Origin of the sequence: Acinetobacter sp. CWB-B33 (assembly GCF_039655955.1) — a bacterium.
In the GTDB taxonomy this organism is placed as follows: domain Bacteria; phylum Pseudomonadota; class Gammaproteobacteria; order Pseudomonadales; family Moraxellaceae; genus Acinetobacter; species Acinetobacter bouvetii.
Genome location: NZ_JAGFEU010000005.1, coordinates 30732 through 54756, shown reverse-complemented (window position 1 = coordinate 54756; position 24025 = coordinate 30732). Strand labels below are relative to the sequence as shown.

Genomic DNA, 24025 nt, shown 5'->3' with positions numbered 1-24025 from the left:
CCCTTATTTTATAAAAATATTTAAGCATTCTGGTGCTCAAGAGCATCAAGAAAGGAATTGATATTTTCAAATCTACCAATATTATGTATAGCGGTATCAATTACATTATGTGTAATCTTAATAAAAATATTTAATGTTTCTAACTCATTCATTGATAATGGTTCAATAGAGTTCCTACTTCGAATTCTATATACTTCTTTAATAATATAAATTAAATCAAAATTTTGATTGTTAATTATTTTATTAATTCTTTCGCTTATAGAAGATGTAATGTGTTCAAATTTATGTCTTAATAAAATTGTTTCAAGAGCTAAAATACAATAAGATAATTTTTCGATAAAGTTAACTGAAGTACTACCTCTGCTAAAGTGTAGTATTGCTGTACGGGCATTAATATCAAAATTATTTAGATTTTCAGGAAAAACTAATTTAGATATAATCTTAATTCTTGGCTCTAATTCGTTTATTTGCGATTTTGAAATTTGCAAAATAGGCATGTGATTATTTATTAACTTTGTTTGATATGTGAAACTGTCTGAATTTGCTACAATTAAATTTGAAATTGGTGAATATTCGAAACCTAGTAAATCTACAGAGGAATGGGTTGTAAAATCAGTGGAATTTGGAGATAAAAATCTAAATAGACTTATAATTACATTAGCAATAGATTGCCCTTTTTCTTGAACCTTTTTTAATTCTCCTTTTTCTCTAATATATATTGCTGCGAGTCCTTGCATTTTTTTTCTGATATCTTGAAAGAAAATATGTTTCTTTTCAATTTGTGAAGGTTCATCCATAAGTATATTATCCTCAAAATTATTGAATATTTCTTTTTTTAAGGGGATTATTTTAAAATCAGAAAAAATAATAGAATCTTCAATTTCTAAATTCGCTATAGGAGCATAGAAATCATATTCTTTTACATTATCCTCAATAGCTTTAGTAAGAAATGCGTATAAATCAGCATTATTATTTTGTAAATATTCCTTTAACCATCTAAGTATGTATTCTCGCAAGAACTCGTCACTAACATACTCTTTAATAAATTTTGAATTTTCTAAATTATTAATAAAATCATAAATTTTTTCTAAATACTTTCCTGATATATATAAACTTTTACCTTCTTTAGATCCTAAAGAATACTTATAAATTTCATTAGTATTTATCCACATAGTGGGTTCTTCTAATAAATCATTCTGGTGAATCTCAAATGCAAGACGTTCACTTTTGAAAGAATTTTGAGGTATAACATCATGATTTAGTGTTTCAATATTATTTATGAGTAAAGATACTAATGTTTCTAATTCTTGTTTTTTATTCTCGCTAATTAAAAGAAAATCTTTGGAGTTATTCTCCATTATCGTGCTAATTTTGTTATTGGGGTGTGATGGCGGTGTGTTTTTTAAAATCGAAATATTTTGTAAATACTCCAATTTTTCTAGATCGTGATAATGATGATTTTCAAGAGCTGCATCCAACCATTGATGAAACTCTAAAATTTTACTTTGATATTCGGTTACCATGGCATTAATATCAATGAATTCGCCTAATGATTGAAGATATTCTTTAGCTGGATTTGTCCATCTTGACCATTCAAGTAATTTATCTGTTTTTATTCTAATGCCTGTAGTTGTAATTCCTGTTCCACTTCCATCCATAAGGCTTTTAAACTCCATAAACATTTGAGTAGGGGGAAGCCCGTTGTGTACCATATAGTTGCGAAGATCTTGGATAAATTTAATCAATGTATCCTGACCAAGTTCATTCTTTATCTTATTTTCATAATCTTTTAGAATATTTGTTTCTGAGTAATATTCACGCATAAAGTTACGTGTGTGTTCCACGAGTGTCATAGCTGATGCTACGAAATTATGAATTTTTCTATTAATTTCTCTATGCAGTTGATCGCTCCCTTGACGATTATCCTGCATTAGAATATTTATTCCTTCATTAGGATCATTTATATGAGAAATAAGTTCAAGTAACTCAATTGTATTAATATTAAAAATATTTACAGAGAAAGTCCTTGAGTGCATGCGATTTATATATTGCATTCCTCTAGAGTCTAGGATTTCTTGATGAATATTCTTTTCTAAATTAGTCATACACCAGTCTTTTTTGAGGATTTATTTATGATCTTATTTTAATTTTTTTGAAATATATTTCAATATCTTATGAATGCTTAATTAGCTTGTATTTAATTTGATTAATTGTTCTATAATTGCGGAATTTAAGAGTTTAAAAGTTGATGTAACAATGGCAAAACAATCCCGCTTCCTCTGTATAGGTGGTTTCCTCAATGGAACACAAGTCAAAGACCAAGGTGATAGTTTTGTCTGTGTCGAAAAAGGTAAAAACGCGACCTATACAAAAAAGGAAATTTTCCATCCAGATGCGTGGGATCATGACTACTACGTCTGTGAAACCACAACGGATAAGCAAGCAAAAAATTGGGTGTATGACATCGAATAGAGTTGATTGTTTATTAATTTTATTTTAATGAATCGGACCAGATTTACTTGGCCTGATTTTTTTACATTTAAGATATGTATTTTAGAGAAAATAGTATTTGTATAAATATAGTTTAGAAACTATACATTGATAAATTAGAGCCTATTCATTGCTGACTATTCTGTTTAAAATTAAATAAATAAGCATCTTTGGATATGACATGAACTATCAATTCGATGCATTCATGACCATAGTTGCTGCAGTTGCAGTGCTATTGGTTGGTTACGTATTTGTTAATAAAGTCAGCATTTTAAAAAAATACAACATTCCAGAACCTGTAGCAGGCGGCCTCGTTGCGGCTGCCATCACATATATATTGTTTGAAAGCTCAAATATTACGGTCAATTTTGACACCAATATTCAGCAAATTTTTATGCTGATGTTCTTTACTTCTGTCGGTTTAAGCGCGAGCTTGGTTAAGCTTAAAGAAGGCGGTAAATCCCTGCTGGTCTTCTTGGTTTGCGTGGTCATTTTTGTACTGCTGCAAAATGCTGTAGGCGTTAGCTTGGCCAAAACCTTAGGTCTGGATCCGCTGATTGGTCTAATCACGGGTTCGGTGACCTTAACTGGCGGGCATGGTACAGCGGGGGCATGGGGAACCATTTTTGAGCAGGAACATGGTGTACAAGGTGCTATTGCCTTGGGTATGGCCAGTGCGACATTTGGATTGGTGATTGGCGGTATGATGGGCGGGCCGGTCGCTAAATTCCTGATTCGCCGCTATCAGCTGGCAGAAGAAATATCTCCTGAAACGGACCGTAGTGAAGCGCCGCCAGCATCGCAAACGGCACCATTTGAGTACCCAGAAAAAACCCGTCTTATTACTGCAGATGATGCCGTAAAAACCATGGGTATGTTTGCAATTTGCATTAGTTTTGCTTATTTCATGACTGCACTTGCGAAAGGGCAATGGTTCGAGCTTCCAACTTTTGTTTGGGCGCTCATGTGCGGCGTGGTTTTACGTAATCTTTTAGAACACGGCTTGAAGGTGCAAGTGTTTGAGCGCTGCATAGATGTATTTGGCAATGCGTCTTTAGCGCTGTTTTTAGCGATGGCTTTAATGTCATTGCAGTTGTGGCTGCTGGCAGATTTGGCTGGGCCGCTGGTGATCATCTTGATTGTTCAGACACTTTTCTTGGCGCTGTATTTATATTTTGTGACCTTCCGCGTTATGGGCAAAAACTATGATGCTGCAGTATTGTGCGCAGGCCAATGTGGTGTAAATTTGGGTGCAACGCCCACAGCCATTGCAAATATTCAAGCAGTGACGAACACTTATGGGGCATCGCATAAAGCTTTTTTAATTATTCCACTGACTGGCGCATTCTTTGTGGATATTGTGAATGCCTTTGTGATCCAATTTTCAATTGGCATCTTGAGTTAATTTGGCTGTTTAGCATTTTCCAAAAAAAAGCACCATAAGGTGCTTTTTTTTACGGTTTTCATAAAACCGTTGGAAATGAAATCTATAGGCATTAAAAAGCCCCATGGTTAGGGGCTATTCGTATGCACATCTAAGGCACATACTGTAAGAGGCTCATCTCATACTGAGTGCATTAAAGCACATTTACACAAATTTTTCAGCACAAGATTTTTAAAATCACTCAATCATCATCAAATCTGCATTGTTCGCCAGCTTAAGCGGCCTCAAGGCGAAAATAGAACGGGTATGACGGACTCCCTTCATCTTATACAAATTTTTCCGTAAAAAGCGTTCATAATGTTCCGAATTTTTCACGGCAACTTTAACTAAATAATCATAATCGCCAGTTACGAGATGTGCTTCAATGACCTCAGGCATATTCGCCAGAGCTTCGCTGAATTGATTCAAAATTTCATCATCATGCCGTTCAAGCGTAATTTCGATAAAGAACAGTTCATTGATGCCAATCGCTTTGGCGTTAATATTGGCCGTATAGCCTTCAATAATATTAAGAGATTCAAGGCGTTTCAGGCGCGTCCAGCAGGGAGAGGAGGAGAGGCCGACTTTTTCAGCTAATTGGGTGACAGTCAAACGGCCATCTAGACGCAGCTCAGAAAGAATACGGCGGTCAATCTTATCTAAGCTGTAATTATTTTCGCTCATGAAACAGTCTGCAAAAGAATTTTCTGAATTATTGTTATTTATAGCATGATTATTCTGCAAATGAGCTGATTATTCAGAAAAACAGTAAATACATTCAGACAATTGCCGTTAATATAAGCACATGCACCCTTGGCTCGTTGGGTTGCTTGCCAAGGTTAAATGCACACAGCAGCTGAACAGGGGTACTGTAAAGCTGCTGTGTGCATTTTTATTTCACCTTTATGATCGCAGCAATAAAAAAGCCCGCCTGACCGGATTACGGGAAAGGCGGGGTAAACTCAAAGTTATTGAGATGAGTGCTTTTAAACAGCGAGCTGCTGCTTAATCACGGGCCAAAGGTTCTGGTGCGATTTTTTAAACATCAGCATATGGCCAATCCCTTTGTGGCCATACTCAGTCGGCTTCAATTCAATCATTGCTGTAGAGGCATTCGGGTACAGGCGCAGTAAATCTTTGACATTGGCGCGCGTGGCAATTTCATCATCAGAAGACCATAAGGCAGTGATTGGCGCTTGAATCTCATAATGAAAGTCTGTGTGCACAGTTTTGCCAATAGCATTCATCACATAACCCGGCTTGCTGCAGAACTGCGCCCATTCACGCGCAACATCTTTTGGCAGATTCTCGCCCATGCCAATGGCATGGGTTGGGCCATAGCCCAGTGTATAGCGCGCAATCGGAAAGATGCCCTTGAACATAAGCGGCGCAAGAATTTTTGTGCGGCCTTTTAAGCCTTTTACATGCCCTGTAGAGCCAGAAACCGCCACGACTTTAGCCACTTTTTCATAATTGGGAACAATGCCCAGCAGTTGGCCGCCGGCACTATGGCCAAGCAAAATGACTTGCGCTGCGCTGGTTTTTTGCAGCAATGCATCGACGGCTGCAGGAATGTCCAGCTGCCCCCATTGCACAATGCTGGCCGTTGATTTGCTCAATGGCCCATGTAAAGAGTCACCAATGCCACGGAAATCAAAGACTAAAACATCGTATCCTTGTTCACTGAGCCAGCTGGCAAAGCTGTTGTAAAACTGCTTGGTAATACCTGTGGCTGGGCAGATGAGCACTGGGTGCTCATGCTGCTTTGTTTGGGCGGCATAAAAGCGTGCGCTGAGTCTATAGCCATCTTTACAGGTAATATTCAATGCTTCAAATTGCGACATAATTTTGCTGTATAAGTGAATTCTTTTAACTTTACTTTACACGAGTTCTAAAAAGAAACTTGATTAAAAGAGTGACTAAAAAGTCAGTTCTTGCGGCTCATGATGGGAAGCATATAAAAAGGGAAGAGTACATATGGGTATTGAATATTTGGATGTTGGGGTGCGCTGGGCGATTGTGTTTAGCGGTATTTTTTTATGGACAGGCATGCTGACAGGGGTGTGGAAGTATTGGCAGATCCGTCACTCAGTACAGGCAAGGGCGCATTATTATGTGGATATCGCGCATAGGAGCAGTCTGCTGTATGCGCCAGCATCACTGATTTTGGCAGTATTGGCATATTTCTCCAGTTTTTCTGCTGCTGTGAATTTGGTCTGTGTGCTGATTAATCTCGTTTTTTTCAGTTTCTCAATTTTTAGCTACATATTGCACGGTTTTCTCAAAGACACTTCAAATCAATTTAAAAAGCCGCATCAGCTGGGTGCAACATACATAATGCCAAGCGGGCTGATGAGTTTGGCAATGTTTCTGCTTATAGCTGGTGAGCTGGGTGCAACAGGGCTGCTGCTGCTGGGTGCAGGATTGAGCTTATTTGCTTAAATTTGGCGAAACTGGATTGAGCATTGCGTTTACTGAAAGTGTAGAGCGATGCTGAACGACTGATATCAACCTGAATTTTATTCCATTTTTTGCATACAGGGGCAGTCAAGCTGACAGGGCATGAGGAAAGTGCGGCATCGGAAGCGGTTGAGTGAATGTGTAAAAGAATTGTTGTTATTGTAAATATGAGGTGTCTTATTGGGATGGATGACGAATCATCCATCCATCTATTATTCTAGATAATCAGAGCATTTTTGCTTACGGTACTTTGCGTCAATCACAGCCCATAAATAAAAGGCAAATGAGACGATGACCGCATAGCCAAAATATTCAAGCCTTAAGTTTCCCTGCATTAAGCCTTGAATCAATAACGTCAGCATCAGCGCAATAGTGGTGCTTAAAAAGGTCACCATATTTTTATTGGCTTTCAGAGCGTTAATGAATAATTCTTTATTGAAATGTATTGATAACATCTCCACCCCTCCTTTTGTTGTTTTTACCAAAACCTGATTGTTTTAGTAAGCTATACATTTACTTTGTACTGTTTATTTAGAAACATTTCAATAGTAAATGTCATGATTTTGTCATATATCTATGTTAGATCATGGTATATAGATTATATGGCTATCAATTTTCTAAATATTGCATATAGGTCTTAACATATGGCGCTTAGGAAAAAATATGCAGTTCTTTAGCCCAGTGTATATAAAGCAATATATATACCAAGCACATAGCAGTGCAGAACAGAAAATTATATAAGCTATTTATGCAGTAAAAATGGATAAAATGTAAGCGGTTTTTAGACTAAAGTAGTTGAATTTTAATTATTTAAAAATCATGTTTTAGTTTTGTTTTTATTGTAAGAATTTGTTTCTTTTTTGAGCGTTTGGCGGCGATTGCAGAATTTAAAAGAAGCGCATAGGAACAGTGAGACAAATAAAAGCATATTTGGGTAAAACATGGCAATTATCGGTCGTTTTATAAAATTATCAACTGGGTAAATATCAAATTTTGTATACTGAACATGGCTAGAAGTTTATTTTCTAACTTTGTCGATCACTGTCGCAATAACTAAAACAATCATAGAAGGAATAAACCAAGCGAGGCTTTGTTCATTCAAAGGCAAATTTTGCAGTAAGGCGGGCAGTTCAAATCCTGCAACTTTCAAGCCGTCAAAAATACCGAAAATCAGCGCAACCGCAGTAACAGGGGTAATGACCTGCGATGGCTTGTTCCAGAATTTATTGCAGAAGCTGAGTAAGATCACCACAATGGCTGGCGGATAAATCGCGCTTAAAACCGGTACAGATACAGCAATCAGCTTGGTTAAGCCTAAATTTGAAATAATTAAGGAAAAACCCACTAAAATAAAGACAAATGCTTTGTAAGGGATTTTTGTCAATTCTGAGAAGTATTCTGCGCAGGCGCATGTCAGGCCAATTGCAGTTACCATGCAGGCAATGAAAATCATGGCGGAAAGGAAGTAAGCGCCCATGTCGCCAAAAGCGTGCTGAACGTATGCGTGCAGGATCACTGCGCCGTTCGCTGCATTTGGAGCAAGTTCGTGGCTGCCCATGCCCAGCTTAAACAAGCTGACATATACCAGTGTTAAACCGATGCCTGAAATGATGCTGGCAATAACAGCATATTTAGTGACGAGTTTTTTATCAGTTACACCGCGGGAACTAATCGCTTTAACAATCACAATACCAAAGACCAATGCGCCTAAAGTGTCCATGGTGAGATAGCCATTGACGATGCCTTCAGAAACGGGGCTGGTGACATAGTTGTTGATTGCGGGCTGTATTTGTCCAGCAGGAATAAAAAATGCAGACAAGCCTAAAATGGCTAAGCCTAAAATTTTCAATGGCGACAGGAAGTAGCCGACCGTATCTAAAATTTTGTTTGGATACAGTGAGATAATTGTTACTAAAGCAAAATAGATGATGCTGTAGGTGAGCAGGCTGCTGGATGAGTCACCAAAGTATGATGAAAATCCAATTTCATAAGAAACTGTTGCAGTACGGGGTGTTGCGAATAAAGGGCCAACGGCTAAATAGCACACTACAGTCAGCATAATGCTGGCTGCTTTTCCTAGGGGGGAGCTTAATAGCTGAATTGAGCCTTCTACACGCGACAACGCAACAATAGTAATAACAGGTAAGCCAACTGCAGTGATTAAAAAACCAAAAGCAGCTAGCCACACATGTTCGCCGGCTTGCTGAGCAACAATCGGCGGAAAGATAATATTGCCTGCGCCAATAAAGAGGGCAAAGGTCATGAAACCTAAGGCAACAATATCTCTAGTACGGAGATTTGTCATAAGTAAAAGGGAGATGAAACGGTTGAAGCCGGCAATTTTAGTGCAATTTCAGTGGCTTTTGGGTTTTATTTTATAAATACTATTCATTTTTTTTATAATATTTAAACTCAATATATCTTTGGATAAATTTTTGTTTAATTTATATCACTGATTATCGTTAAAAAATATAAATCATTCTAAAAAATATGCGTTGCTTTGCTCATTTAATTTAAGCTGCGCAGGCTGTATCCGTTTATAAAGCGGCGGGGTATAGACGCTGTAAAGCCTCATATTTGCCAAGTTTTTGCGTATAAAAAACAAAAAAAATTTAAAAGGTCTATAATCGCTGAATCTTATTTGAGGATGTTGCAATGAAAGCTTCCAGTATCACAATTAAAACTGAGCAAGATATCGAAAAGCTGAGAATTTCGGGTCGTTTAGCTGCGCAAGTTTTGGAGATGATTGGGGAGTTTGTCAAGCCGGGTGTCACTACAGAGTATTTGGATGATATCTGCAATGATTTTATTGTGAATACTTTAAAAGTGATTCCTGCCAATGTGGGGTATTACGGCTATACCAAAACCACCTGTATTTCACCGAATGAAGTGGTGTGCCATGGCATCCCATCATCTAAAACAGTATTGAATGATGGCGATATTATCAATATTGATGTGGCGATTATTAAAGACGGCTACTTTGGCGATACCAGCCGCATGTACTATGTAGGCGCAATTAAGCCAGAAGCGAGACGCTTGGTTGAAACGACTTATGAAGCGATGGTGGCCGGGATTCATGCGGTAAAGCCTGGGGCAACCCTGGGCGATGTGGGGCATGCTATTCAGACTGTAGCGCACCGTGAAGGCTATACCATTGTCCGTGAATATTGCGGTCATGGCATAGGCAAGGTTTATCATGAACAGCCAAGCGTTCTGCACTATGGCCAGCCAGGTCAAGGTGTGCAATTAAAAAAAGGCATGGTCTTCACCATTGAGCCGATGATTAATGCAGGCAAAGCGCGCACCAAAGAGCTGAAAGACGGCTGGACAGTTGTGACTGCTGACCGGTCATTGTCTGCGCAATGGGAACATATGGTGCTGGTAACGGATGATGGTTTTGAATTGCTGTCGCCATGGCCGGAAGGTACGGGCAGTTATGCTGAAATTTAATTTCAGAATCGAGAAAATGGTCAGAAACAGCGGCTGATTGATCTATTTTAAATTAGTTAATATGTTTACGACTTTAGTCTAGTATTGAGGGTATAAAAAATATACAAATATGATTTATCAATAAGTCATGTTTGATGCGCTCTTTATTTGTCAGGCTTTCAGCTAATTTTAAATTTCCAGTTAGAATTAATTTCTATTTATTGAGTCGTTTGGTTTTACGTATGATTGCTCCATCAGATTCTGCTGTAGTTTCTGTATTAAGAGTTTCAGCCTATCCACATTGGATAGGCTTTTTTTTTGCCTAAATTTTAGAGTGCGTTAGGTGTTCTACAAGATAGTCAATAAAAACGCGCACAGCCGGCAGCAGTCCGCGGCGTGATGGATAGACTGCATGGAAAATGCCATGCGGCGCTTTCCATTTCGGCAAGACGCGCACCAACGCGCCTGACGCTAAATGATCCTGCACAATCGTATCGGGCAATAAGGCAATGCCGCAGTCTTGGCATGTCAATTGCGCCAGCATGCTTAAATCGGACCCCATAATGACGGGGTTTACACGGACTTTCTTTTGATGCTGCTGATCATCATGAACCACAATGTGCTGATCAAGATGTTCATCCGCCATGCTGAGAATCTGATGCTGCGCTAAATCCTCAGGCTGTTTTAAATCGCCATATTGATTCAAGTAGGCTTGGCTGGCAAATAAATGCTGCTCGATCGACGAAAATTTGCGGATGACTAAGTTCGGGTCATCGTCTAAATTGTCACGCACACGCAAGGCTAAATCAAAACCTTCATTGATGATGTCGACACGGCGGTTAGTCACCATCATTTGCACTCTAATTTCAGGGTACATTTTCAAAAACTTTGGCAAAATTTTGGCAATTTCATTTTGCGCAATAGAGACCGGCAGGCTGATTTTAATGACGCCGCGCGGTTTGGTGCTGAGATGATCGACCAAATCATGCGCGGCTTGGGCGGCATTCATCATCACTTGCGCATGGCGGTAAATATTCATGCCAATGTCTGTAACCGCAAAATGCCGCGAGCTGCGCTGAATCAGGCGCACGCCTAAACGTTCTTCTAAATTGTAGACGCGTCTGCTTAATTTTGATTTTGGAATGTCAGTTGCACGTTCAGCAGCGCTGAAACCGCCGTGTTCGACGACTTGAGCAAAGCAATAAAAGTCATCCAAATCGCTAAGCATAATGGGTATTCCATATTTGAGACAATATTGGAGAATTAAAAACGATCGTTGCAAATTGTCAATTGCAATTTGTAAAAGATTGAACCGGCGGGTTTCGTGTCAGGCGCTTTTTCAAGACTAAAGTCTGCTTCGAAATAATATATGTTATCCGTAGCATAGGGCCAATTTCGGCGCCTATATCAGCTGTGGCAGCTAGCATATAGGCGGAGCAACAAGCCCTAAACCATGAGGATATATCATGGAGTTAAGACATTTACGCTATTTTGTTGCGGTCGTAGAAGAACAGAGCTTTACCAAAGCGGCAGAAAAATTATTTATTGCGCAGCCGCCGTTAAGCCGCCAAATCCAAAATTTAGAACAGGAATTGGGCGCGCAATTATTTGAGCGGGGCAGCCGCCCATTGCGCACCACGCCGATCGGCCGTTTTTTTTATCAGCAGGCGTTGAAGCTGCTGTCTAATGCAGAAGAAATCAAACTGATTACTCAGCGCGCAGGGATGACTGAACGGACGATTCAAATTGGTTACGGCAGTTCATTGATGTGCGGTCTGCTGCCGAGGATTGTCTATCTATTCCGTCAGCAGCACCCGCATTTAAATGTAAAGCTGGTCGAACTTAACGGCATGGATCAGATTCAGGCGCTCAAGGAGGGCCGGGTCGATGCTTGTTTTGGCCGGGTGAGAGTTTCCGATCAGGCGGTAAAGCGCGTGATGCTGCGTGAAGAAAGGCTTGTATTGGCCGTGCATTCCAGCCATGCATTTGCAAACTGCAAGCAGCCTATTTCTCTGATGCAGCTGAAGGATGAGCAGATTTTCACTTATCCGTCACAGTCAGGTTTGGGCTATGCTGCGCAAATTAAATCTTTGTTTTTGGAGTTTGGTTTAGAACCAAAGCGCTTTCATGTACTGGATGGGCTGCAGCAGTCTTTAGGCATGGTGGCTGCCGGTGAAGGCATTTGCATTGTGCCTGAATCGGTCAAGATGATGCAGTTCAGGCATGTAAATTATCTTGCTTTGGCGGATAGCGCCGCGCAAAGCCCAATTTACCTGATGGTCCGCAATGATGATGAGGGGCAATATACGCGCCCATTATTCGACTGTGTATATCAAGTCTATGATTTAGAGGCCATCGAATATGATCGGCGTGTCTTCTAGTTCGTTTATCATTTAAAAAACAGATTTGAGCCGCTGTGCCTGCGCTGCGAAAGCGCTATGCTTTTGTTCCTTCGCAGTTCTGTAGGAATTTGCCGATTTCTTTACTGAATTTAAAGGGTTCGCTCAGCAAAGGCGTATGCCCGGATTTTTTAAAGATGACCGCTGTTGCGTCATTCAGGCTATTGGCAATAATTTTCTGCCCGTCAGCCGGGTACAGCTTGGATTGTTCGCCAATAAAGAAAGTGGCGGGTTTATCCAGCTGGGCAATGGCGGTGCGGTAGTCCTCCTGGTGATGCAGATAATTGCTGATATACCATGCCAAATAATCTAAGCGCTGAATAGGCAAAATATGAGACTGCAGGCTTGGGTGTTTGAATGCCTGCTTAATTAAAAAAGGCGCAACTTGACTGCTGGCTTGCATGTCAATAAAAGCCAGCCAGCTTTGCAATAAGCTTGCGCGGTCTGCGCTATGTAGCTGATCGATGGATAGGGCGTTGGTATTGCGCGCTAACACCTCAGAGATGCTTTCTAAAATATCAATGAATTCAGGGTGGCGTGTGCCAAATAGTCCATAAGGCCAGTCTGGGTTGGAGCGGATTTTCGGTGTTTGGTCAATATGTAAGTAGCTTTGGATTTTATATGCAAAATTGCCGTACTGCATGCCATGCATAGCCGTTGTTGCCCCCATGGAATAAGCAATCACATGGTATTGATGAATATTCAGCTGATTCATGAGGCAATGAAGATCTTGCCAATGGCTGGAAATTGCATCCAAGGCAGGAATTTTACATTGGCTGGATCCGCCAAAGCCGCGCCAGTCTGGAACAATAAATTGAAATTTTTTGCGGAAGCGGTATAAAAAAGGGTGCCACTGCCAGCTTTGCATGCCGAGGCCGGACAAAACCAATACAGGCTGGCCTGTTCCATATTCGCGGACAAAAAGATTTTCGCCATCTGACATGCGGTAATGCGGCATCACGCTTCCTTGTATTTATGTTGTTTCAATGTGATTCATGATTCTCATCAAAGGCCTTTAAAGCGGGAATCAGTTTTTCCAGCCACTGAATCCAGCCAATTTCTAAGTCGATCCCCAATTGCAGAATGTGCTTATGAATAAACAGGGTACGGTCTTGCACTTCCGCATTGGCAAAGTCTTTGCTGTAAATCGCCTGATAAAGTTTTAAATTATCTTGATGCAGCTGTAAATGGCGTTCCAGCTCAGGCAGCACGGTATTTCCGCCAATTTGCGCTTCTGCGCGCAGCCGCACCATCAGTTCCTCCCGCAGCTGCGCAGGCGGACTTTGCTTGACCATCCAGCTGGCGAGTTCGCTGCGGCCTAATTGTTCAACTTGATAGGTTTTTTTGCGGCTTTGCGCATCATCTTCTTCTATCGGTGAAATCCAGCCCTTTTGCTGCATGGCGCTGAGTTCACGGTAAATCTGCTGATGCGTTGCATTCCAGAAAAAGCCCATGGAGCGGTCAAAACGCCGTGCAAGCTCAATACCTGTACTGGGTTTTTCAATCAAGCTGGTCAGTAAGACATGGGCTAAAGACATAAATAGGCTGCTTATCAATTTTTTACACGTTTTATTATGCAACATGTTGCATAAAAATCAAATCTCGAATATAAAAGTATGCAACAAGTTGCATTAATGGCTGCGCAGATTTGATTTCAATGCGTAGCCATCATACAAACAGCCAGCGAAAGCACGCCAAGGAGAAAACATGTCTAATTATCCGCATTTACTTGCGCCTTTAGATTTAGGCTTTACCACATTAAAAAACCGCGTATTGATGGGATCTATGCACGTTGGACTTGAAGAAGTTGAAGGCGGGTATGATCGCATGGCGGCATTTTATGCAGAGCGTGCGGCTGGCGGTGTAGGGCTAATCGTAACAGGGGGTATTTCGCCGAATGATCATGGCGTGACTTTTCACGGCGGTTCTAAATTAGATACCTTAGAAGAAGCTGAAAAGCATAAAGTCATCACACAAGCGGTGCATGATGCGGGCGGTAAAATTGCGTTGCAGATTTTGCATACAGGGCGTTATTCTTATCAGGCTGAAAATGTAGCACCTTCTGCAATTCAAGCGCCGATTAACCCTGTAAAACCGCATGCTCTTACGTCTGCTGAAGTGAATCAGACCATTGCGGACTTTGCCAATTGTGCAAAATTGTCGCAAATCGCTGGCTATGATGGCGTTGAAATCATGGGTTCAGAAGGCTACTTAATTAATGAATTCATCGCAGCACGGACCAACCATCGTGATGATGAATGGGGCGGAAGCTATGAAAACCGCATCCGTTTCCCGATTGAAATCGTAAAGCGCACCCGTGCAGAAGTCGGCGAAAACTTTATTATTATTTACCGCCTTTCAATGCTGGATTTGGTTGAAGGCGGGTCGACTTTAGAGGAAGTGATTCAGCTTGCTCAAGAAATTGAAAAAGCCGGCGCAACCATTATCAACACGGGTATTGGCTGGCATGAAGCGCGTATTCCAACGATTGCAACCAAAGTGCCGCGCGCGGCATTTACATGGGTAACCAAGAAGCTAAAAGGTTCGGTTCAAATTCCTTTGGTGACGTCTAACCGGATTAATACACCAGAAATGGCTGAACATGTTTTGGCTCAGGGGGATGCGGATATGGTGTCGATGGCGCGCCCAATGCTTGCAGACGCTGAGTTTGTACTCAAAGCAGAACAAGGCCGCAGTGATGAAATCAATACCTGCATTGGCTGTAACCAAGCCTGTTTAGATCAAATTTTCTCCATGCAAATTGCGACCTGTTTAGTCAACCCGCGTGCATGCTATGAAACTGAACTGATCTTTAAAGAAAGCGCGCAAAAGAAAAATATTGCGGTGATTGGTGCCGGGCCTGCAGGCTTAAGCTTTGCCACTTATGCCGCTGACCGCGGGCATCAGGTGACTGTTTTTGATGCAGCCAGTCAGATTGGCGGCCAGTTTAATATTGCGAAGACTATTCCCGGCAAAGAAGAGTTTTACGAAACGCTGCGTTATTTTAAGCGCAAAATTGAGCTGCAGCCGCGTATTAAGCTGGTGCTGGATCATACCGCAACTTATGAAGAATTAGCGCAGGCAGATTTTGATGACATCGTGGTGGCAACGGGCGTGACTCCGCGTAAGCTGACCATTGAGGGAATTGATCATCCTAAAGTGCTGAATTACTTAGAAGTGCTGAAAGAGCGTAAGCCTGTAGGCAAGCGTGTTGCGATTATTGGCGCAGGCGGTATTGGTTTTGATACGGCAGAATACTTAAGCCATGAAGGCGAAAGCGGCAGCCTAAACCCGCAAAAGTTCTATGATGAATGGGGCATCGATACCAGCTATGCCCATGTTGGCGGTTTAAAACAGCCCGTCTTGGAGCAGTCAGACCGTGAAATTTACCTTTTGCAGCGTAAAGCGAAGGCGGTCGGTGCAGGCTTAGGTAAAACCACGGGATGGATTCACCGGACAGGGCTAAAACACCGCAATGTAAAAATGATTGCAGGCGCACATTACGACAAAATTGATGATCAAGGCCTGCACATTACGGTGAATGATCAGCCAGCGGTTTTAGAAGTGGATCACGTGATTATCTGTGCAGGGCAGGAAGAATATACAGCTATGTACGATCAGTTAAAAGCCGATGGTAAAAATGTGCATTTGATTGGCGGCGCAAAAGAAGCGGGCGAGCTGGATGCGAAGCGCGCAATCCGTCAAGGCGCTGAATTGGCTGCGGTGATTTAATGGAAGTCCCCCTTAGAAAAAGGGGGATTTAGGGGGATTATCTCAAAGAACCCCACCCAACCTCCCTTTATTAAAGGGAGGCTTATTAACAAAAACAAGGACAGAAAAATGAGTATCGAAAATACCAAATCAGCAATTCAAAAATGGCATCACATGCTGGAAATCCGTGATATGAGCATCTTAGATGAGCTTCTGGCAGATGAGGTGGTGTTCCGTTCACCTGTGGCATACAACGCTTATCCAGGCAAGCAGGTAGTCACCTTTATTTTGACCAATGTGATTCAAATTTTTGAAAACTTTACATATCACCGTGAGTTTTACACTGAAAATGGACAGAGTGTGGTGCTTGAGTTTTCAGCGAATGTGGGTGAGAAAAAGCTGAAAGGCATTGATATGATACAGTTTAATGAGCAGGGACAGATTATTGATTTTGAAGTGATGATTCGTCCAAAAAGCGGTTTGGAAGCATTGGCTGCGCAAATGGGGCAGCGGATGGCCGCTTTTTTGCCTAAGTAATTTGCAGCCAGTGCCATCGTTAATGTTATGAATGTTGTGTCCATCATTCGGTCTAAGTGTAAAAGGGTAGATCTATGAGAAGTGTGTTGAATCAGGTCAGCCGCCGTGCATTGGCGCTGCTGGATCAGGCGACAGGTGCAGAGCAGCCTAAGCTTTATTTTAATCCGCAAGGCGAATTTAAAGCGATTTTTGACCAGCTTCCTCAGCTTCACCGCAAATATAGGCCGACGCCGTGGCTGTCCAATACACATGCGCATTTGCTGTATTTTGACCTGATCAAAAAACGCAGTATTCATTTGAAATATGACCAAATTGATCAACTGACGATGCGAGATGGCGGCATTACGGGCATTGCGTGGTTCGGGATGGATTTGCCGCCAGAAACGCCAACCATTGCAGTAATGCACACGATTACAGGTACGCCTGATAGCATGCGGGAGCTGGTGCAAGATCTGCATCAATACACCGGCTGGCGTATTGCGCTATGCCTGCGCCGCGGTCATGCGGGACTGCCAATGCCTGTGGCTAAAATCAATTTGTTTGGCTCTACTGCAGACTTGCGCGAACAGCTGGATTATATTCAGGAGAAGTATCCAGTATCACCGCTGTACGGGATGGGTTCTTCTGCCGGTACGGGCTTGCTGGTGCGCTACTTGGGTGAGCAGGGTATTGATACTCCACTCAAAGCGGCGTTTGCCTTATGTCCAGGCTATAACACAGAGCTGGGCTTTAAGCATGTACATCCTTTTTACAGCAAAATGATGACCAAAAAACTGTTCCAAAAGTTTGTAGAACCTTATCGGCAGACTTGGCAAAATACAGCATCATTATCTAAAGTCATGCAGTCAAAAACGCTGCTGGATTTTGAACAGGCCTATTTTGAGATGGCGGGGTTTCAAGATTACGACAGCTATAATCAATCAACTAATCCTATTTATGTTTTTGAAAAGATTGAGATACCGCTTTTGGTACTGAATGCTGAAGATGATCCTGTTTGCCATATCCGAAATTTTGAACCCTACAAATCTGTGGTCTGCCAAATGCGCAGTGTGGCGGTTGTGACGACCAAAAAAGGCAGTCATTGCGGTTTTTATGAAGGCTTAAAGGAAACTCGTTCTTGGGCGGCCAAATTGGCGGCCGATTTCTTCTTGCTGGACGCTTCAAAAACAGCGGCTTAATGAGATGAAGCAGAGGCCCGTCATTTGCGAAAATGATGGGCCTTTTGCTGTTTGAGCCGCGCTTTCGGTTATATCTTTAGTTTTTCAGCCATGCTGCGCTGCATTTTTAGGGATGGAAACCTTCATTTGCAGAATGACCAACGCCAAGGCCAGAGCGCTCAGAACCGCGCCCGAATAAGATACGGCTTGATAGCTCCATCCTGCATTCAGCACGGCAGCGCCAGCGGCCGCACCGACAGCATTGCCTAAATTAAATGCGCCAATATTGACAGATGATGCAAGCCCCGGCGCTTCATGTGCAACCGACATGACCCGCATTTGCAATGGCGGCACTACTGCAAAAGCGGCTGCGCCCCAAATGATTAAAGCAACAGCGGCGCCAGTGGCTGTTTGCGCCAAAAGTGGAAAAAGCAGCATCATCAGCATCAGCAAAAGTAAAAAGCCAATAAGCGTCTTTTCTACAGAGCGGTCCGCAGCTTTGCCGCCAAAGTGGTTGCCGATTGAAAAGCCAATACCAATCAGCACCAGCATGAAGGTAATGAATTCGGGGCCTGCATGGGTCAGTGCTTTTAGGCTTGGCGCAATATAAGTATAAAGGGCAAACATGGCGCCTGAACTCATGACAGTTGTCAGCAGCGCCAAAACCACAGGCAGGCGAGTCAATGCTTTCAGCTCTGCCTTTACATTCGGTTGGGTCAATGCAACGCCTTGCGGCAAGGCTTTCCAGAGTGCCAGCATGGTAATCAGGCCTAATCCCGAAATGGCGATAAATGAAATGCGCCAGCCAATGTTTTGGCCAATATAGGTGGCCAAGGGCACACCGCCAATATTGGCAATGGTCAGCCCCATAAACATCATGGCGACGGCAGAAGCCTGCTTGTCTTTAGGCACGACACTGGCGGCCACGACCGATCCGATGCCAAAAAATGCGCCGTGATTGAGGCTGGTTATTAGCCGCGAGCCGATTAAGCTCAGATAGCTTGGCGCTGCCGCAGCCAGTAAATTGCCAACCGTAAAGATCGCCATCAATAAGATCAGGGCGTTACGCTTTGAATAGCGTGAAAACCATAAAGTCATTAATGGCGCGCCAATCATCACGCCGACTGCATAGGCGCTAATCAGCAGGCCTGCTTGGGGAATTGCAATATGCAGATCATGGGCGATTTCCGGCAGAAAGCCCATAGGTGAAAATTCTGTGGTGCCAATGGCAAAAGCGCCGATCGCAAGCGCAAGCAGAGGAAGGTTGATACTCTGTCCGGTATTTTTCATTTCCAGTTTAGTCCCACTCTGGCGCTAAGTTCTCAGGATCCACTTCGCGGCCATTGCGTTCAAGACCAGCGATGGCAAGCATGTCTTCACTGCTGAGCTGAATGTCTTGTGCGCGCAGATTTGCTGTTAAATGTTCAATTTTTGTAGAAGATGGAATCACGGAATAGCCTTTTTGCAGCGCCCACGCCAAAGCAATTTGCGCAGCCGATACCTGATGCTGCTGCGCGATTTGCATTAAAACAGGATCGTTCAGCACTTTGCCGTAAGCTAAAGTCATATATGAAGTGACATCAATGTTTTGGGTTTGGAGAAAATCAGCCAGTTTTTCATTTTGCAAATAGGGGCTGAGTTCAATTTGGTTGGTCGCAATATGCTCAGCGCCGATGCTGTCGATGGCTTGCTGCGTCAGCGCAATATTGAAATTGGAAATGCCGATATGCTGTGTTAGCCCCTGTTTTTTAGCTTCCAGCAGTGTTTGCATCAATTCAGGAATATCGACATTCATTTGAGGCGCTGGCCAGTGAATAAGCGTGAGATCAACGGCATCAGTGCGCAGTTGGCTTAAACTGTTTTTTAGGCTGGGAATCAGCCGGTCAGTCGCGTAATGGTCGACCCAGATTTTAGTAGTCAGGAACAGTTCTGAACGCTGAACGGGGCTTTCAGCAATGGCCTGTCCGACTTCTGCTTCGTTGCCGTAAATTTGCGCCGTATCAATGGCGCGGTAGCCAGCGGAAAGTGCATTTTTAACTGAGTCGATCACCGTTTGACCGCTTAGGCGGAAAGTGCCGACTCCAAATTTTGGAACAATCATGGTTTATTCAACAGTTTTTTGAGATCAGCGCTATAGTGCAGAAAAATTTACAGCAGAAAAATGCAGTAATTTGCAATATATTATTGATTGAAAGTCATGAATAGTTGGTTTTACATGAAATCTACCATTGAAGAATTGCAGGCTTTTACGGCGATTGTGGACAGCGGTTCAATTGTGATGGCGGCGGATCGGTTAAAACAGACCGCATCAGGCGTTAGCCGCGCATTGCAGCGTTTGGAGTCGAAACTGAATGTGACGCTGCTGGAAAGAACAACCCGCAAACTTAAACTGACGCAAGAAGGGCAGCTGTTCTTAACTAAAGCCAGGCGCATTTTAAATGATCTGGCGGAGGCGGAAGATTCGCTGCTGAAATCAGATGAGGATATTTCGGGCTTAATTCGGGTAGATTCGGCGACGCCCTTTGTGCTGCATGTGATTGTGCCTTTAATGCATGAATTTATGCGCAAGTATCCAAATATTGAAATAGAGCTGAATAATCATGATCAGGTGATTGATCTGCTGGAACATCAAACGGATGTTGCAATACGGTTTGGTGAGCTGAATGACTCGACTTTGCACGCAAAGCTGCTGTGCAGAAGCCGTCTGTACATAGTGGCAAGTCCAGAATATTTAGCGCGGCATGGGCAGCCGGAGCAGGCAGCAGACTTGCTGGTGCATGAGCTGATTGGCTTTAGCCAAACGCAGCATTTGAATACGTGGCCTATCCATCTTAATCAAAAAGCTTTTACAGCACAGCCTAAAATTAAGGCATCAAATGGAGAAACTGTGAGGCAGCTGGCTTTGGAAGGCATTGGCATTACCTGTTTGTCGCGCTTTTTGGTGCAGGAAGATTTGAATGCGGGACGGTTAATTGCATTATTTGAAGATCAAATTATTATGCATTATCAGAAAATTCATGCGGTGTATTATCTGCAAGAACATCTGCCAAAGCGGGTGCGCTTATTTATTGAATTTTTGGCTGAGAAATTAAAACACTATGTATAGTGAGCTGATATTGCAAAGATAAAAGCGCCAGATGAAAAAAAGCTCAGACCTGATGCTGAGCTTTTTTGACTAAGTGCTTGAATTAATTATCAAGCGCTGGTGTTGCGGCTGCAATGGCTGCAGCAACCGCATCATCTTCAGTTTGAGCTGAGGAGCTGTTTTGCTTAGGCGCAGCCTGTGTCGGCTTGTCTTCAGCTTTCGGCGCTTCAGCCTTAGGCGTAGCAGATTTTGGCGCTTCTTCAGCAGGTTTTGTATCGCGGACTTCACGGCGGATTTCAGTGGTTGTATTCGGTGTTTCTTCACGAATGACGTCTTGATGCGCAGGTACCGGTTCAATTGGCTGATTGTCAGCAGAGTCTAAACTTTCAAATTTTGCCGGTTCAGCTGGCTGTGCGTCAGAAGCAGAAGTATCAACTTGTTCTTGCTCTTCTTGCTTTGGCTCTTCTTTTTTAACACAGGCAGTAATCAGTAGGGCTGTCGCGATTGCACCGCAAATTAAAAGTTTTTTATTCATAATTGCACAAAATTAAGCGTTAAACGGATATCCATATTATAACCATAAAATAGATTATGAAAATCACCGAAATTTTAGCTAATTTTATATCGGAAATGCTGATAGAATAGCCAATTGTTTATTGTTCTATGAATTGATGCGGAATGACTTTGCTTTATTGGTGCAAGGTAAAGTAAAATTGCGCAACATTGCAGGCCTATTTAGGCTCGATTGTACGAGAAACCCAATGACCCATTTTATTTTCGTGACTGGTGGTGTAGTTTCATCACTAGGTAAAGGTATTTCAGCTGCTTCAGTTGCTGCACTTTTAGAAGCCCGTGGTTTAAAAGTGACCATGGTCAAAATGGATCCATACATTAATGTCGATCCAGGGACAATGAGCCCATTCCAGCATGGTGAAGTTTTTGTCACAGAGGATGGTGCCGAAACTGACTTAGACTTGGGTTATTACGAACGTTTCTTGCGTCGTGCGAAAATGACCAAGCTTAATAACTTTACTTCTGGCCGTGTATACCAAGACGTTTTAAATAAAGAGCGCCGCGGTGACTATCTTGGCGGAACTGTTCAAGTTATTCCACACATTACAGACAACATCAAAGAACGTGTACTTCGCGCAGGCGAAGGCTATGACGTTGCGATTGTTGAAATTGGCGGCACAGTAGGTGACATTGAATCTCTCCCATTCATGGAATCTGTACGTCAGTTGATGGTAGAACTCGGTCATAAGCGCACAATGCTTATGCATTTAACACTTCTTCCATATATCAAATCTGCAGCTGAGCTGAAAACCAAGCCAACACAGCACTCTGTTAAAGAGTTGCTTTCAATTGGTATTCAGCCAGATATCCTGATTTGCCGTACAGAGCATGATGTTGATGCGGACACGACACGTAAAATTGCGCTGTTTACCAACGTAGAAGCGCGTGCTGTAGTTGTTTGTAAAGATGCACGCAGCATTTACCAAATTCCACGCACGTTCTATGAGCAAAACGTCGATGATTTAATCTGTGAGCGTTTTGGCTATGACAATCTTCCGGAAGCTGATCTTACAGATTGGGATAATGTAGTTGATGCGTTATTAAATCCAGAGTACACCGTGCGTGTCGCGATGGTCGGCAAATACGTAGAACTTCCAGATGCTTACAAGTCTGTAAACGAAGCGCTGCTTCATGCGGGCATCCAGAACCGTGTTAAAGTTCAGATTGACTATGTCAATGCTGAAGAACTTGAAAGCCAAGACGTTGCAGACGTATTGAAAGATGCTGATGCAATTTTGGTTCCAGGCGGCTTTGGCGAGCGCGGTACCGAAGGCAAAATGAAAGCGATTCGTTTTGCGCGTGAAAACGGTGTTCCATTCCTTGGCATCTGCTTAGGCATGCAGCTGGCTGTGATCGAATATGCGCGCAATGTTGCGGGAATTCCTGATGCAACCTCTACTGAGTTCAACCGTTCAACGAAATCACCGCTTATTGGCTTGATTACAGAATGGCTGGATGAACGCGGTGAAGTGCAGCAGCGCAGTGCAGATTCAGATCTTGGCGGCACCATGCGTCTTGGCGCTCAAAAATCTGAGTTGGTTGCAGGAACGAAAACCTGTGATGTATACGGTTCAGAAGAAATTATTGAACGTCACCGTCACCGCTATGAGATGAACAACCGCTACATTCCAGTTCTTGAAGAAAAAGGCATGAAAATTTCAGGCTATTCTCCAGTACAGCGTTTGGTAGAAACAGTTGAGATTCCTCAACATCCTTGGTTTATTGCTGTACAATTCCATCCAGAATTTACAAGTTCACCACGTGATGGGCACCCATTATTTGCTAGCTTTATTGATGCAGCTAAAAAGCAGCACCAAAAAGCCAAGTAAGCAGGGTATCGGAATCAACTAGGAAGTTTAAATGTCACAATTAAAACCACAAGAAATTGTACGTTTAGGCGATATACAAATGGCAAACCACTTGCCATTTGTACTATTCGGCGGCATGAACGTATTGGAATCAAAAGACCTCGCTTTTGAAATTGCTGAAACTTATGTGGATATCTGCAAACGCTTGGAGATTCCTTATGTTTTTAAAGCAAGCTTTGATAAAGCCAACCGTTCAAGCTTGAACTCATTCCGCGGCCCAGGCTTGGAAAAAGGCATTGAGTGGCTAGCAGACATTAAAAAACATTTTAATGTGCCGATCATTACCGATGTGCATGAGCCGTATCAAGCTGCCCCTGTGGCGGAAGTTGCTGACATTATTCAGCTTCCTGCATTTTTAAGCCGTCAGACAGACCTAGTTGAAGCGATGGCTAAAACAGATGCCATCATCAATATTAAGAAAGCTCAATTCCTTGCACCGCATGAAATGCGTCATATCATGAACAAGTGCTTGGAAGCGGGGAATGACAAGCTGATTTTATGTGAACGCGGTTCAGCATTTGGTTACAACAACTTAGTTGTAGACATGTTGGGCTTCGACATCATGAAGGAAATGAACGTGCCGGTGTTCTTTGATGTGACACATGCACTTCAAACACCTGGCGGCCGCGCAGATTCTGCCGGCGGTCGCCGTGCCCAAATTACGACTTTAGCGCGTGCGGGCATGGCAACAGGATTGGCAGGTTTGTTCTTAGAAGCGCATCCAGACCCTGAAAAAGCGAAATGTGACGGGCCGTGTGCGCTTCGCATTTCTCAGCTTGAACCATTTTTGGCGCAGCTGAAAGAATTGGATACTTTGGTGAAAAGCTTCCAGAAGCTGGACACACACTAAATTGGATTTACATTGATGCGTCTTTTAGGCGCATCGTCTTTAT

At 42.7% G+C, this 24025-nt stretch carries 22 protein-coding genes; 11 read left to right on the top strand and 11 right to left on the bottom strand.

The annotated features are described in order from the left end of the window. Positions 1-20: 20 nt before the first annotated feature. The gene (locus JZ784_RS13925) at positions 21-2105 is read right to left on the bottom strand and encodes a hypothetical protein (protein ID WP_346315256.1); all 2085 of its coding nucleotides are present in this window, start codon (positions 2103-2105) and stop codon (positions 21-23) included. 151 nt (positions 2106-2256) lie between these two features. On the opposite strand from JZ784_RS13925, the gene JZ784_RS13920 reads away from it, so the two are divergent. Both JZ784_RS13920 and gltS read left to right on the top strand, forming a co-directional pair. Continuing rightward, positions 2257-2472: a hypothetical protein gene (locus tag JZ784_RS13920; protein ID WP_346315255.1), complete on the top strand. Its 216-nt coding sequence runs from the start codon at positions 2257-2259 to the stop codon at positions 2470-2472. Between the two features lie 199 nt (positions 2473-2671). Next, a complete protein-coding gene (gene gltS / locus JZ784_RS13915) occupies positions 2672-3895 on the top strand; it encodes a sodium/glutamate symporter (RefSeq protein WP_346315254.1) in 1224 nt (407 codons plus the stop codon). Between the two features lie 216 nt (positions 3896-4111). Here gltS and JZ784_RS13910 read toward each other — a convergent pair whose 3' ends face one another. Then, positions 4112-4597, bottom strand: a complete 486-nt coding sequence (locus JZ784_RS13910) for an Lrp/AsnC family transcriptional regulator (protein ID WP_130148091.1) — start codon at positions 4595-4597, stop codon at positions 4112-4114. Positions 4598-4899: 302 nt separating this feature from the next. Continuing rightward, positions 4900-5757, bottom strand: a complete 858-nt coding sequence (locus JZ784_RS13905; protein ID WP_346315253.1) for an alpha/beta fold hydrolase — start codon at positions 5755-5757, stop codon at positions 4900-4902. 133 nt (positions 5758-5890) lie between these two features. Here JZ784_RS13905 and JZ784_RS13900 point away from each other — a divergent pair, with 133 nt between their 5' ends. Continuing rightward, entirely contained in the window at positions 5891-6355 is a 465-nt protein-coding gene (locus JZ784_RS13900; RefSeq protein WP_346315252.1) for a hypothetical protein, read from the top strand. A 230-nt stretch (positions 6356-6585) separates the two neighbouring features. On the opposite strand, the gene JZ784_RS13895 is transcribed toward JZ784_RS13900, so the two are convergent. Continuing rightward, positions 6586-6828 carry a hypothetical protein gene (locus tag JZ784_RS13895; protein WP_130148097.1) on the bottom strand — a complete coding sequence of 81 codons (243 nt, stop codon included), beginning with the start codon at positions 6826-6828 and terminating at the stop codon, positions 6586-6588. 563 nt (positions 6829-7391) lie between these two features. After that, a complete protein-coding gene (gene brnQ / locus JZ784_RS13890) occupies positions 7392-8678 on the bottom strand; it encodes a branched-chain amino acid transport system II carrier protein (RefSeq protein ID WP_346315251.1) in 1287 nt (428 codons plus the stop codon). 350 nt (positions 8679-9028) lie between these two features. Here brnQ and map point away from each other — a divergent pair, with 350 nt between their 5' ends. After that, the gene (gene map, locus JZ784_RS13885) at positions 9029-9823 is read left to right on the top strand and encodes a type I methionyl aminopeptidase (protein ID WP_005009263.1); all 795 of its coding nucleotides are present in this window, start codon (positions 9029-9031) and stop codon (positions 9821-9823) included. A gap of 301 nt (positions 9824-10124) precedes the next feature. On the opposite strand, the gene JZ784_RS13880 is transcribed toward map, so the two are convergent. After that, on the bottom strand, positions 10125-11030 hold the full coding sequence (locus JZ784_RS13880; protein ID WP_005009267.1) for a LysR substrate-binding domain-containing protein: 906 nt from the start codon (positions 11028-11030) through the stop codon (positions 10125-10127). A 238-nt stretch (positions 11031-11268) separates the two neighbouring features. Here JZ784_RS13880 and JZ784_RS13875 point away from each other — a divergent pair, with 238 nt between their 5' ends. Further along, positions 11269-12183 (top strand): LysR family transcriptional regulator, encoded by a 915-nt coding sequence (locus tag JZ784_RS13875; protein ID WP_005009269.1) that lies wholly within the window; start codon positions 11269-11271, stop codon positions 12181-12183. Positions 12184-12238: 55 nt separating this feature from the next. On the opposite strand, the gene JZ784_RS13870 is transcribed toward JZ784_RS13875, so the two are convergent. Both JZ784_RS13870 and JZ784_RS13865 read right to left on the bottom strand, forming a co-directional pair. Next, on the bottom strand, positions 12239-13159 hold the full coding sequence (locus tag JZ784_RS13870) for an alpha/beta hydrolase (RefSeq protein WP_346315250.1): 921 nt from the start codon (positions 13157-13159) through the stop codon (positions 12239-12241). 25 nt (positions 13160-13184) lie between these two features. Beyond that, the gene (locus JZ784_RS13865; RefSeq protein ID WP_346315249.1) at positions 13185-13739 is read right to left on the bottom strand and encodes a PadR family transcriptional regulator; all 555 of its coding nucleotides are present in this window, start codon (positions 13737-13739) and stop codon (positions 13185-13187) included. 169 nt (positions 13740-13908) lie between these two features. On the opposite strand from JZ784_RS13865, the gene JZ784_RS13860 reads away from it, so the two are divergent. The 3 genes from JZ784_RS13860 (at position 13909) to JZ784_RS13850 (ending at position 17627) form a co-directional block, all read left to right on the top strand. Beyond that, positions 13909-15933 (top strand): NADPH-dependent 2,4-dienoyl-CoA reductase, encoded by a 2025-nt coding sequence (locus tag JZ784_RS13860; RefSeq protein ID WP_346315248.1) that lies wholly within the window; start codon positions 13909-13911, stop codon positions 15931-15933. 108 nt (positions 15934-16041) lie between these two features. Beyond that, positions 16042-16449 carry a nuclear transport factor 2 family protein gene (locus JZ784_RS13855; RefSeq protein WP_346315247.1) on the top strand — a complete coding sequence of 136 codons (408 nt, stop codon included), beginning with the start codon at positions 16042-16044 and terminating at the stop codon, positions 16447-16449. Positions 16450-16523: 74 nt separating this feature from the next. Continuing rightward, complete coding sequence (locus JZ784_RS13850; RefSeq protein WP_346315246.1) at positions 16524-17627, top strand: alpha/beta fold hydrolase; 1104 nt, start codon at positions 16524-16526, stop codon at positions 17625-17627. Between the two features lie 84 nt (positions 17628-17711). On the opposite strand, the gene JZ784_RS13845 is transcribed toward JZ784_RS13850, so the two are convergent. Together JZ784_RS13845 and dkgB are read right to left on the bottom strand one after the other, a co-directional pair. Next, the gene (locus JZ784_RS13845) at positions 17712-18896 is read right to left on the bottom strand and encodes an MFS transporter (RefSeq protein ID WP_346315245.1); all 1185 of its coding nucleotides are present in this window, start codon (positions 18894-18896) and stop codon (positions 17712-17714) included. 7 nt (positions 18897-18903) lie between these two features. Further along, positions 18904-19707 carry a 2,5-didehydrogluconate reductase DkgB gene (gene dkgB, locus JZ784_RS13840; protein ID WP_346315244.1) on the bottom strand — a complete coding sequence of 268 codons (804 nt, stop codon included), beginning with the start codon at positions 19705-19707 and terminating at the stop codon, positions 18904-18906. A gap of 114 nt (positions 19708-19821) precedes the next feature. Here dkgB and JZ784_RS13835 point away from each other — a divergent pair, with 114 nt between their 5' ends. Further along, on the top strand, positions 19822-20712 hold the full coding sequence (locus JZ784_RS13835) for a LysR family transcriptional regulator (protein ID WP_130148174.1): 891 nt from the start codon (positions 19822-19824) through the stop codon (positions 20710-20712). Positions 20713-20794: 82 nt separating this feature from the next. Here the strand turns inward: JZ784_RS13835 and JZ784_RS13830 are convergent, their stop codons facing one another. Further along, positions 20795-21226 (bottom strand): internalin, encoded by a 432-nt coding sequence (locus JZ784_RS13830; protein ID WP_346315243.1) that lies wholly within the window; start codon positions 21224-21226, stop codon positions 20795-20797. Positions 21227-21452: 226 nt separating this feature from the next. On the opposite strand from JZ784_RS13830, the gene JZ784_RS13825 reads away from it, so the two are divergent. Continuing rightward, on the top strand, positions 21453-23093 hold the full coding sequence (locus JZ784_RS13825) for a CTP synthase (protein WP_005009298.1): 1641 nt from the start codon (positions 21453-21455) through the stop codon (positions 23091-23093). 31 nt (positions 23094-23124) lie between these two features. Then, the gene (gene kdsA, locus JZ784_RS13820) at positions 23125-23982 is read left to right on the top strand and encodes a 3-deoxy-8-phosphooctulonate synthase (RefSeq protein WP_219191467.1); all 858 of its coding nucleotides are present in this window, start codon (positions 23125-23127) and stop codon (positions 23980-23982) included. Positions 23983-24025 lie beyond the last annotated feature (43 nt).

Bases quoted from the DNA above. Each gene is read 5' to 3' on its own strand.
- JZ784_RS13925 (WP_346315256.1), bottom strand. From the start codon at position 2,105: ATGACTAATTTAGAAAAGAATATTCATCAAGAAATCCTAGACTCTAGA.
- JZ784_RS13875 (WP_005009269.1), top strand. From the start codon at position 11,269: ATGGAGTTAAGACATTTACGCTATTTTGTTGCGGTCGTAGAAGAACAG.
- JZ784_RS13895 (WP_130148097.1), bottom strand. From the start codon at position 6,828: ATGTTATCAATACATTTCAATAAAGAATTATTCATTAACGCTCTGAAA.
- JZ784_RS13905 (WP_346315253.1), bottom strand. From the start codon at position 5,757: ATGTCGCAATTTGAAGCATTGAATATTACCTGTAAAGATGGCTATAGA.
- JZ784_RS13860 (WP_346315248.1), top strand. From the start codon at position 13,909: ATGTCTAATTATCCGCATTTACTTGCGCCTTTAGATTTAGGCTTTACC.
- JZ784_RS13850 (WP_346315246.1), top strand. From the start codon at position 16,524: ATGAGAAGTGTGTTGAATCAGGTCAGCCGCCGTGCATTGGCGCTGCTG.
- map (WP_005009263.1), top strand. From the start codon at position 9,029: ATGAAAGCTTCCAGTATCACAATTAAAACTGAGCAAGATATCGAAAAG.
- JZ784_RS13900 (WP_346315252.1), top strand. From the start codon at position 5,891: ATGGGTATTGAATATTTGGATGTTGGGGTGCGCTGGGCGATTGTGTTT.
- JZ784_RS13865 (WP_346315249.1), bottom strand. From the start codon at position 13,739: ATGTCTTTAGCCCATGTCTTACTGACCAGCTTGATTGAAAAACCCAGT.
- JZ784_RS13855 (WP_346315247.1), top strand. From the start codon at position 16,042: ATGAGTATCGAAAATACCAAATCAGCAATTCAAAAATGGCATCACATG.
- JZ784_RS13825 (WP_005009298.1), top strand. From the start codon at position 21,453: ATGACCCATTTTATTTTCGTGACTGGTGGTGTAGTTTCATCACTAGGT.
- JZ784_RS13880 (WP_005009267.1), bottom strand. From the start codon at position 11,030: ATGCTTAGCGATTTGGATGACTTTTATTGCTTTGCTCAAGTCGTCGAA.
- JZ784_RS13845 (WP_346315245.1), bottom strand. From the start codon at position 18,896: ATGAAAAATACCGGACAGAGTATCAACCTTCCTCTGCTTGCGCTTGCG.
- kdsA (WP_219191467.1), top strand. From the start codon at position 23,125: ATGTCACAATTAAAACCACAAGAAATTGTACGTTTAGGCGATATACAA.
- JZ784_RS13920 (WP_346315255.1), top strand. From the start codon at position 2,257: ATGGCAAAACAATCCCGCTTCCTCTGTATAGGTGGTTTCCTCAATGGA.
- JZ784_RS13835 (WP_130148174.1), top strand. From the start codon at position 19,822: ATGAAATCTACCATTGAAGAATTGCAGGCTTTTACGGCGATTGTGGAC.
- brnQ (WP_346315251.1), bottom strand. From the start codon at position 8,678: ATGACAAATCTCCGTACTAGAGATATTGTTGCCTTAGGTTTCATGACC.
- gltS (WP_346315254.1), top strand. From the start codon at position 2,672: ATGAACTATCAATTCGATGCATTCATGACCATAGTTGCTGCAGTTGCA.
- dkgB (WP_346315244.1), bottom strand. From the start codon at position 19,707: ATGATTGTTCCAAAATTTGGAGTCGGCACTTTCCGCCTAAGCGGTCAA.
- JZ784_RS13870 (WP_346315250.1), bottom strand. From the start codon at position 13,159: ATGCCGCATTACCGCATGTCAGATGGCGAAAATCTTTTTGTCCGCGAA.
- JZ784_RS13910 (WP_130148091.1), bottom strand. From the start codon at position 4,597: ATGAGCGAAAATAATTACAGCTTAGATAAGATTGACCGCCGTATTCTT.
- JZ784_RS13830 (WP_346315243.1), bottom strand. From the start codon at position 21,226: ATGAATAAAAAACTTTTAATTTGCGGTGCAATCGCGACAGCCCTACTG.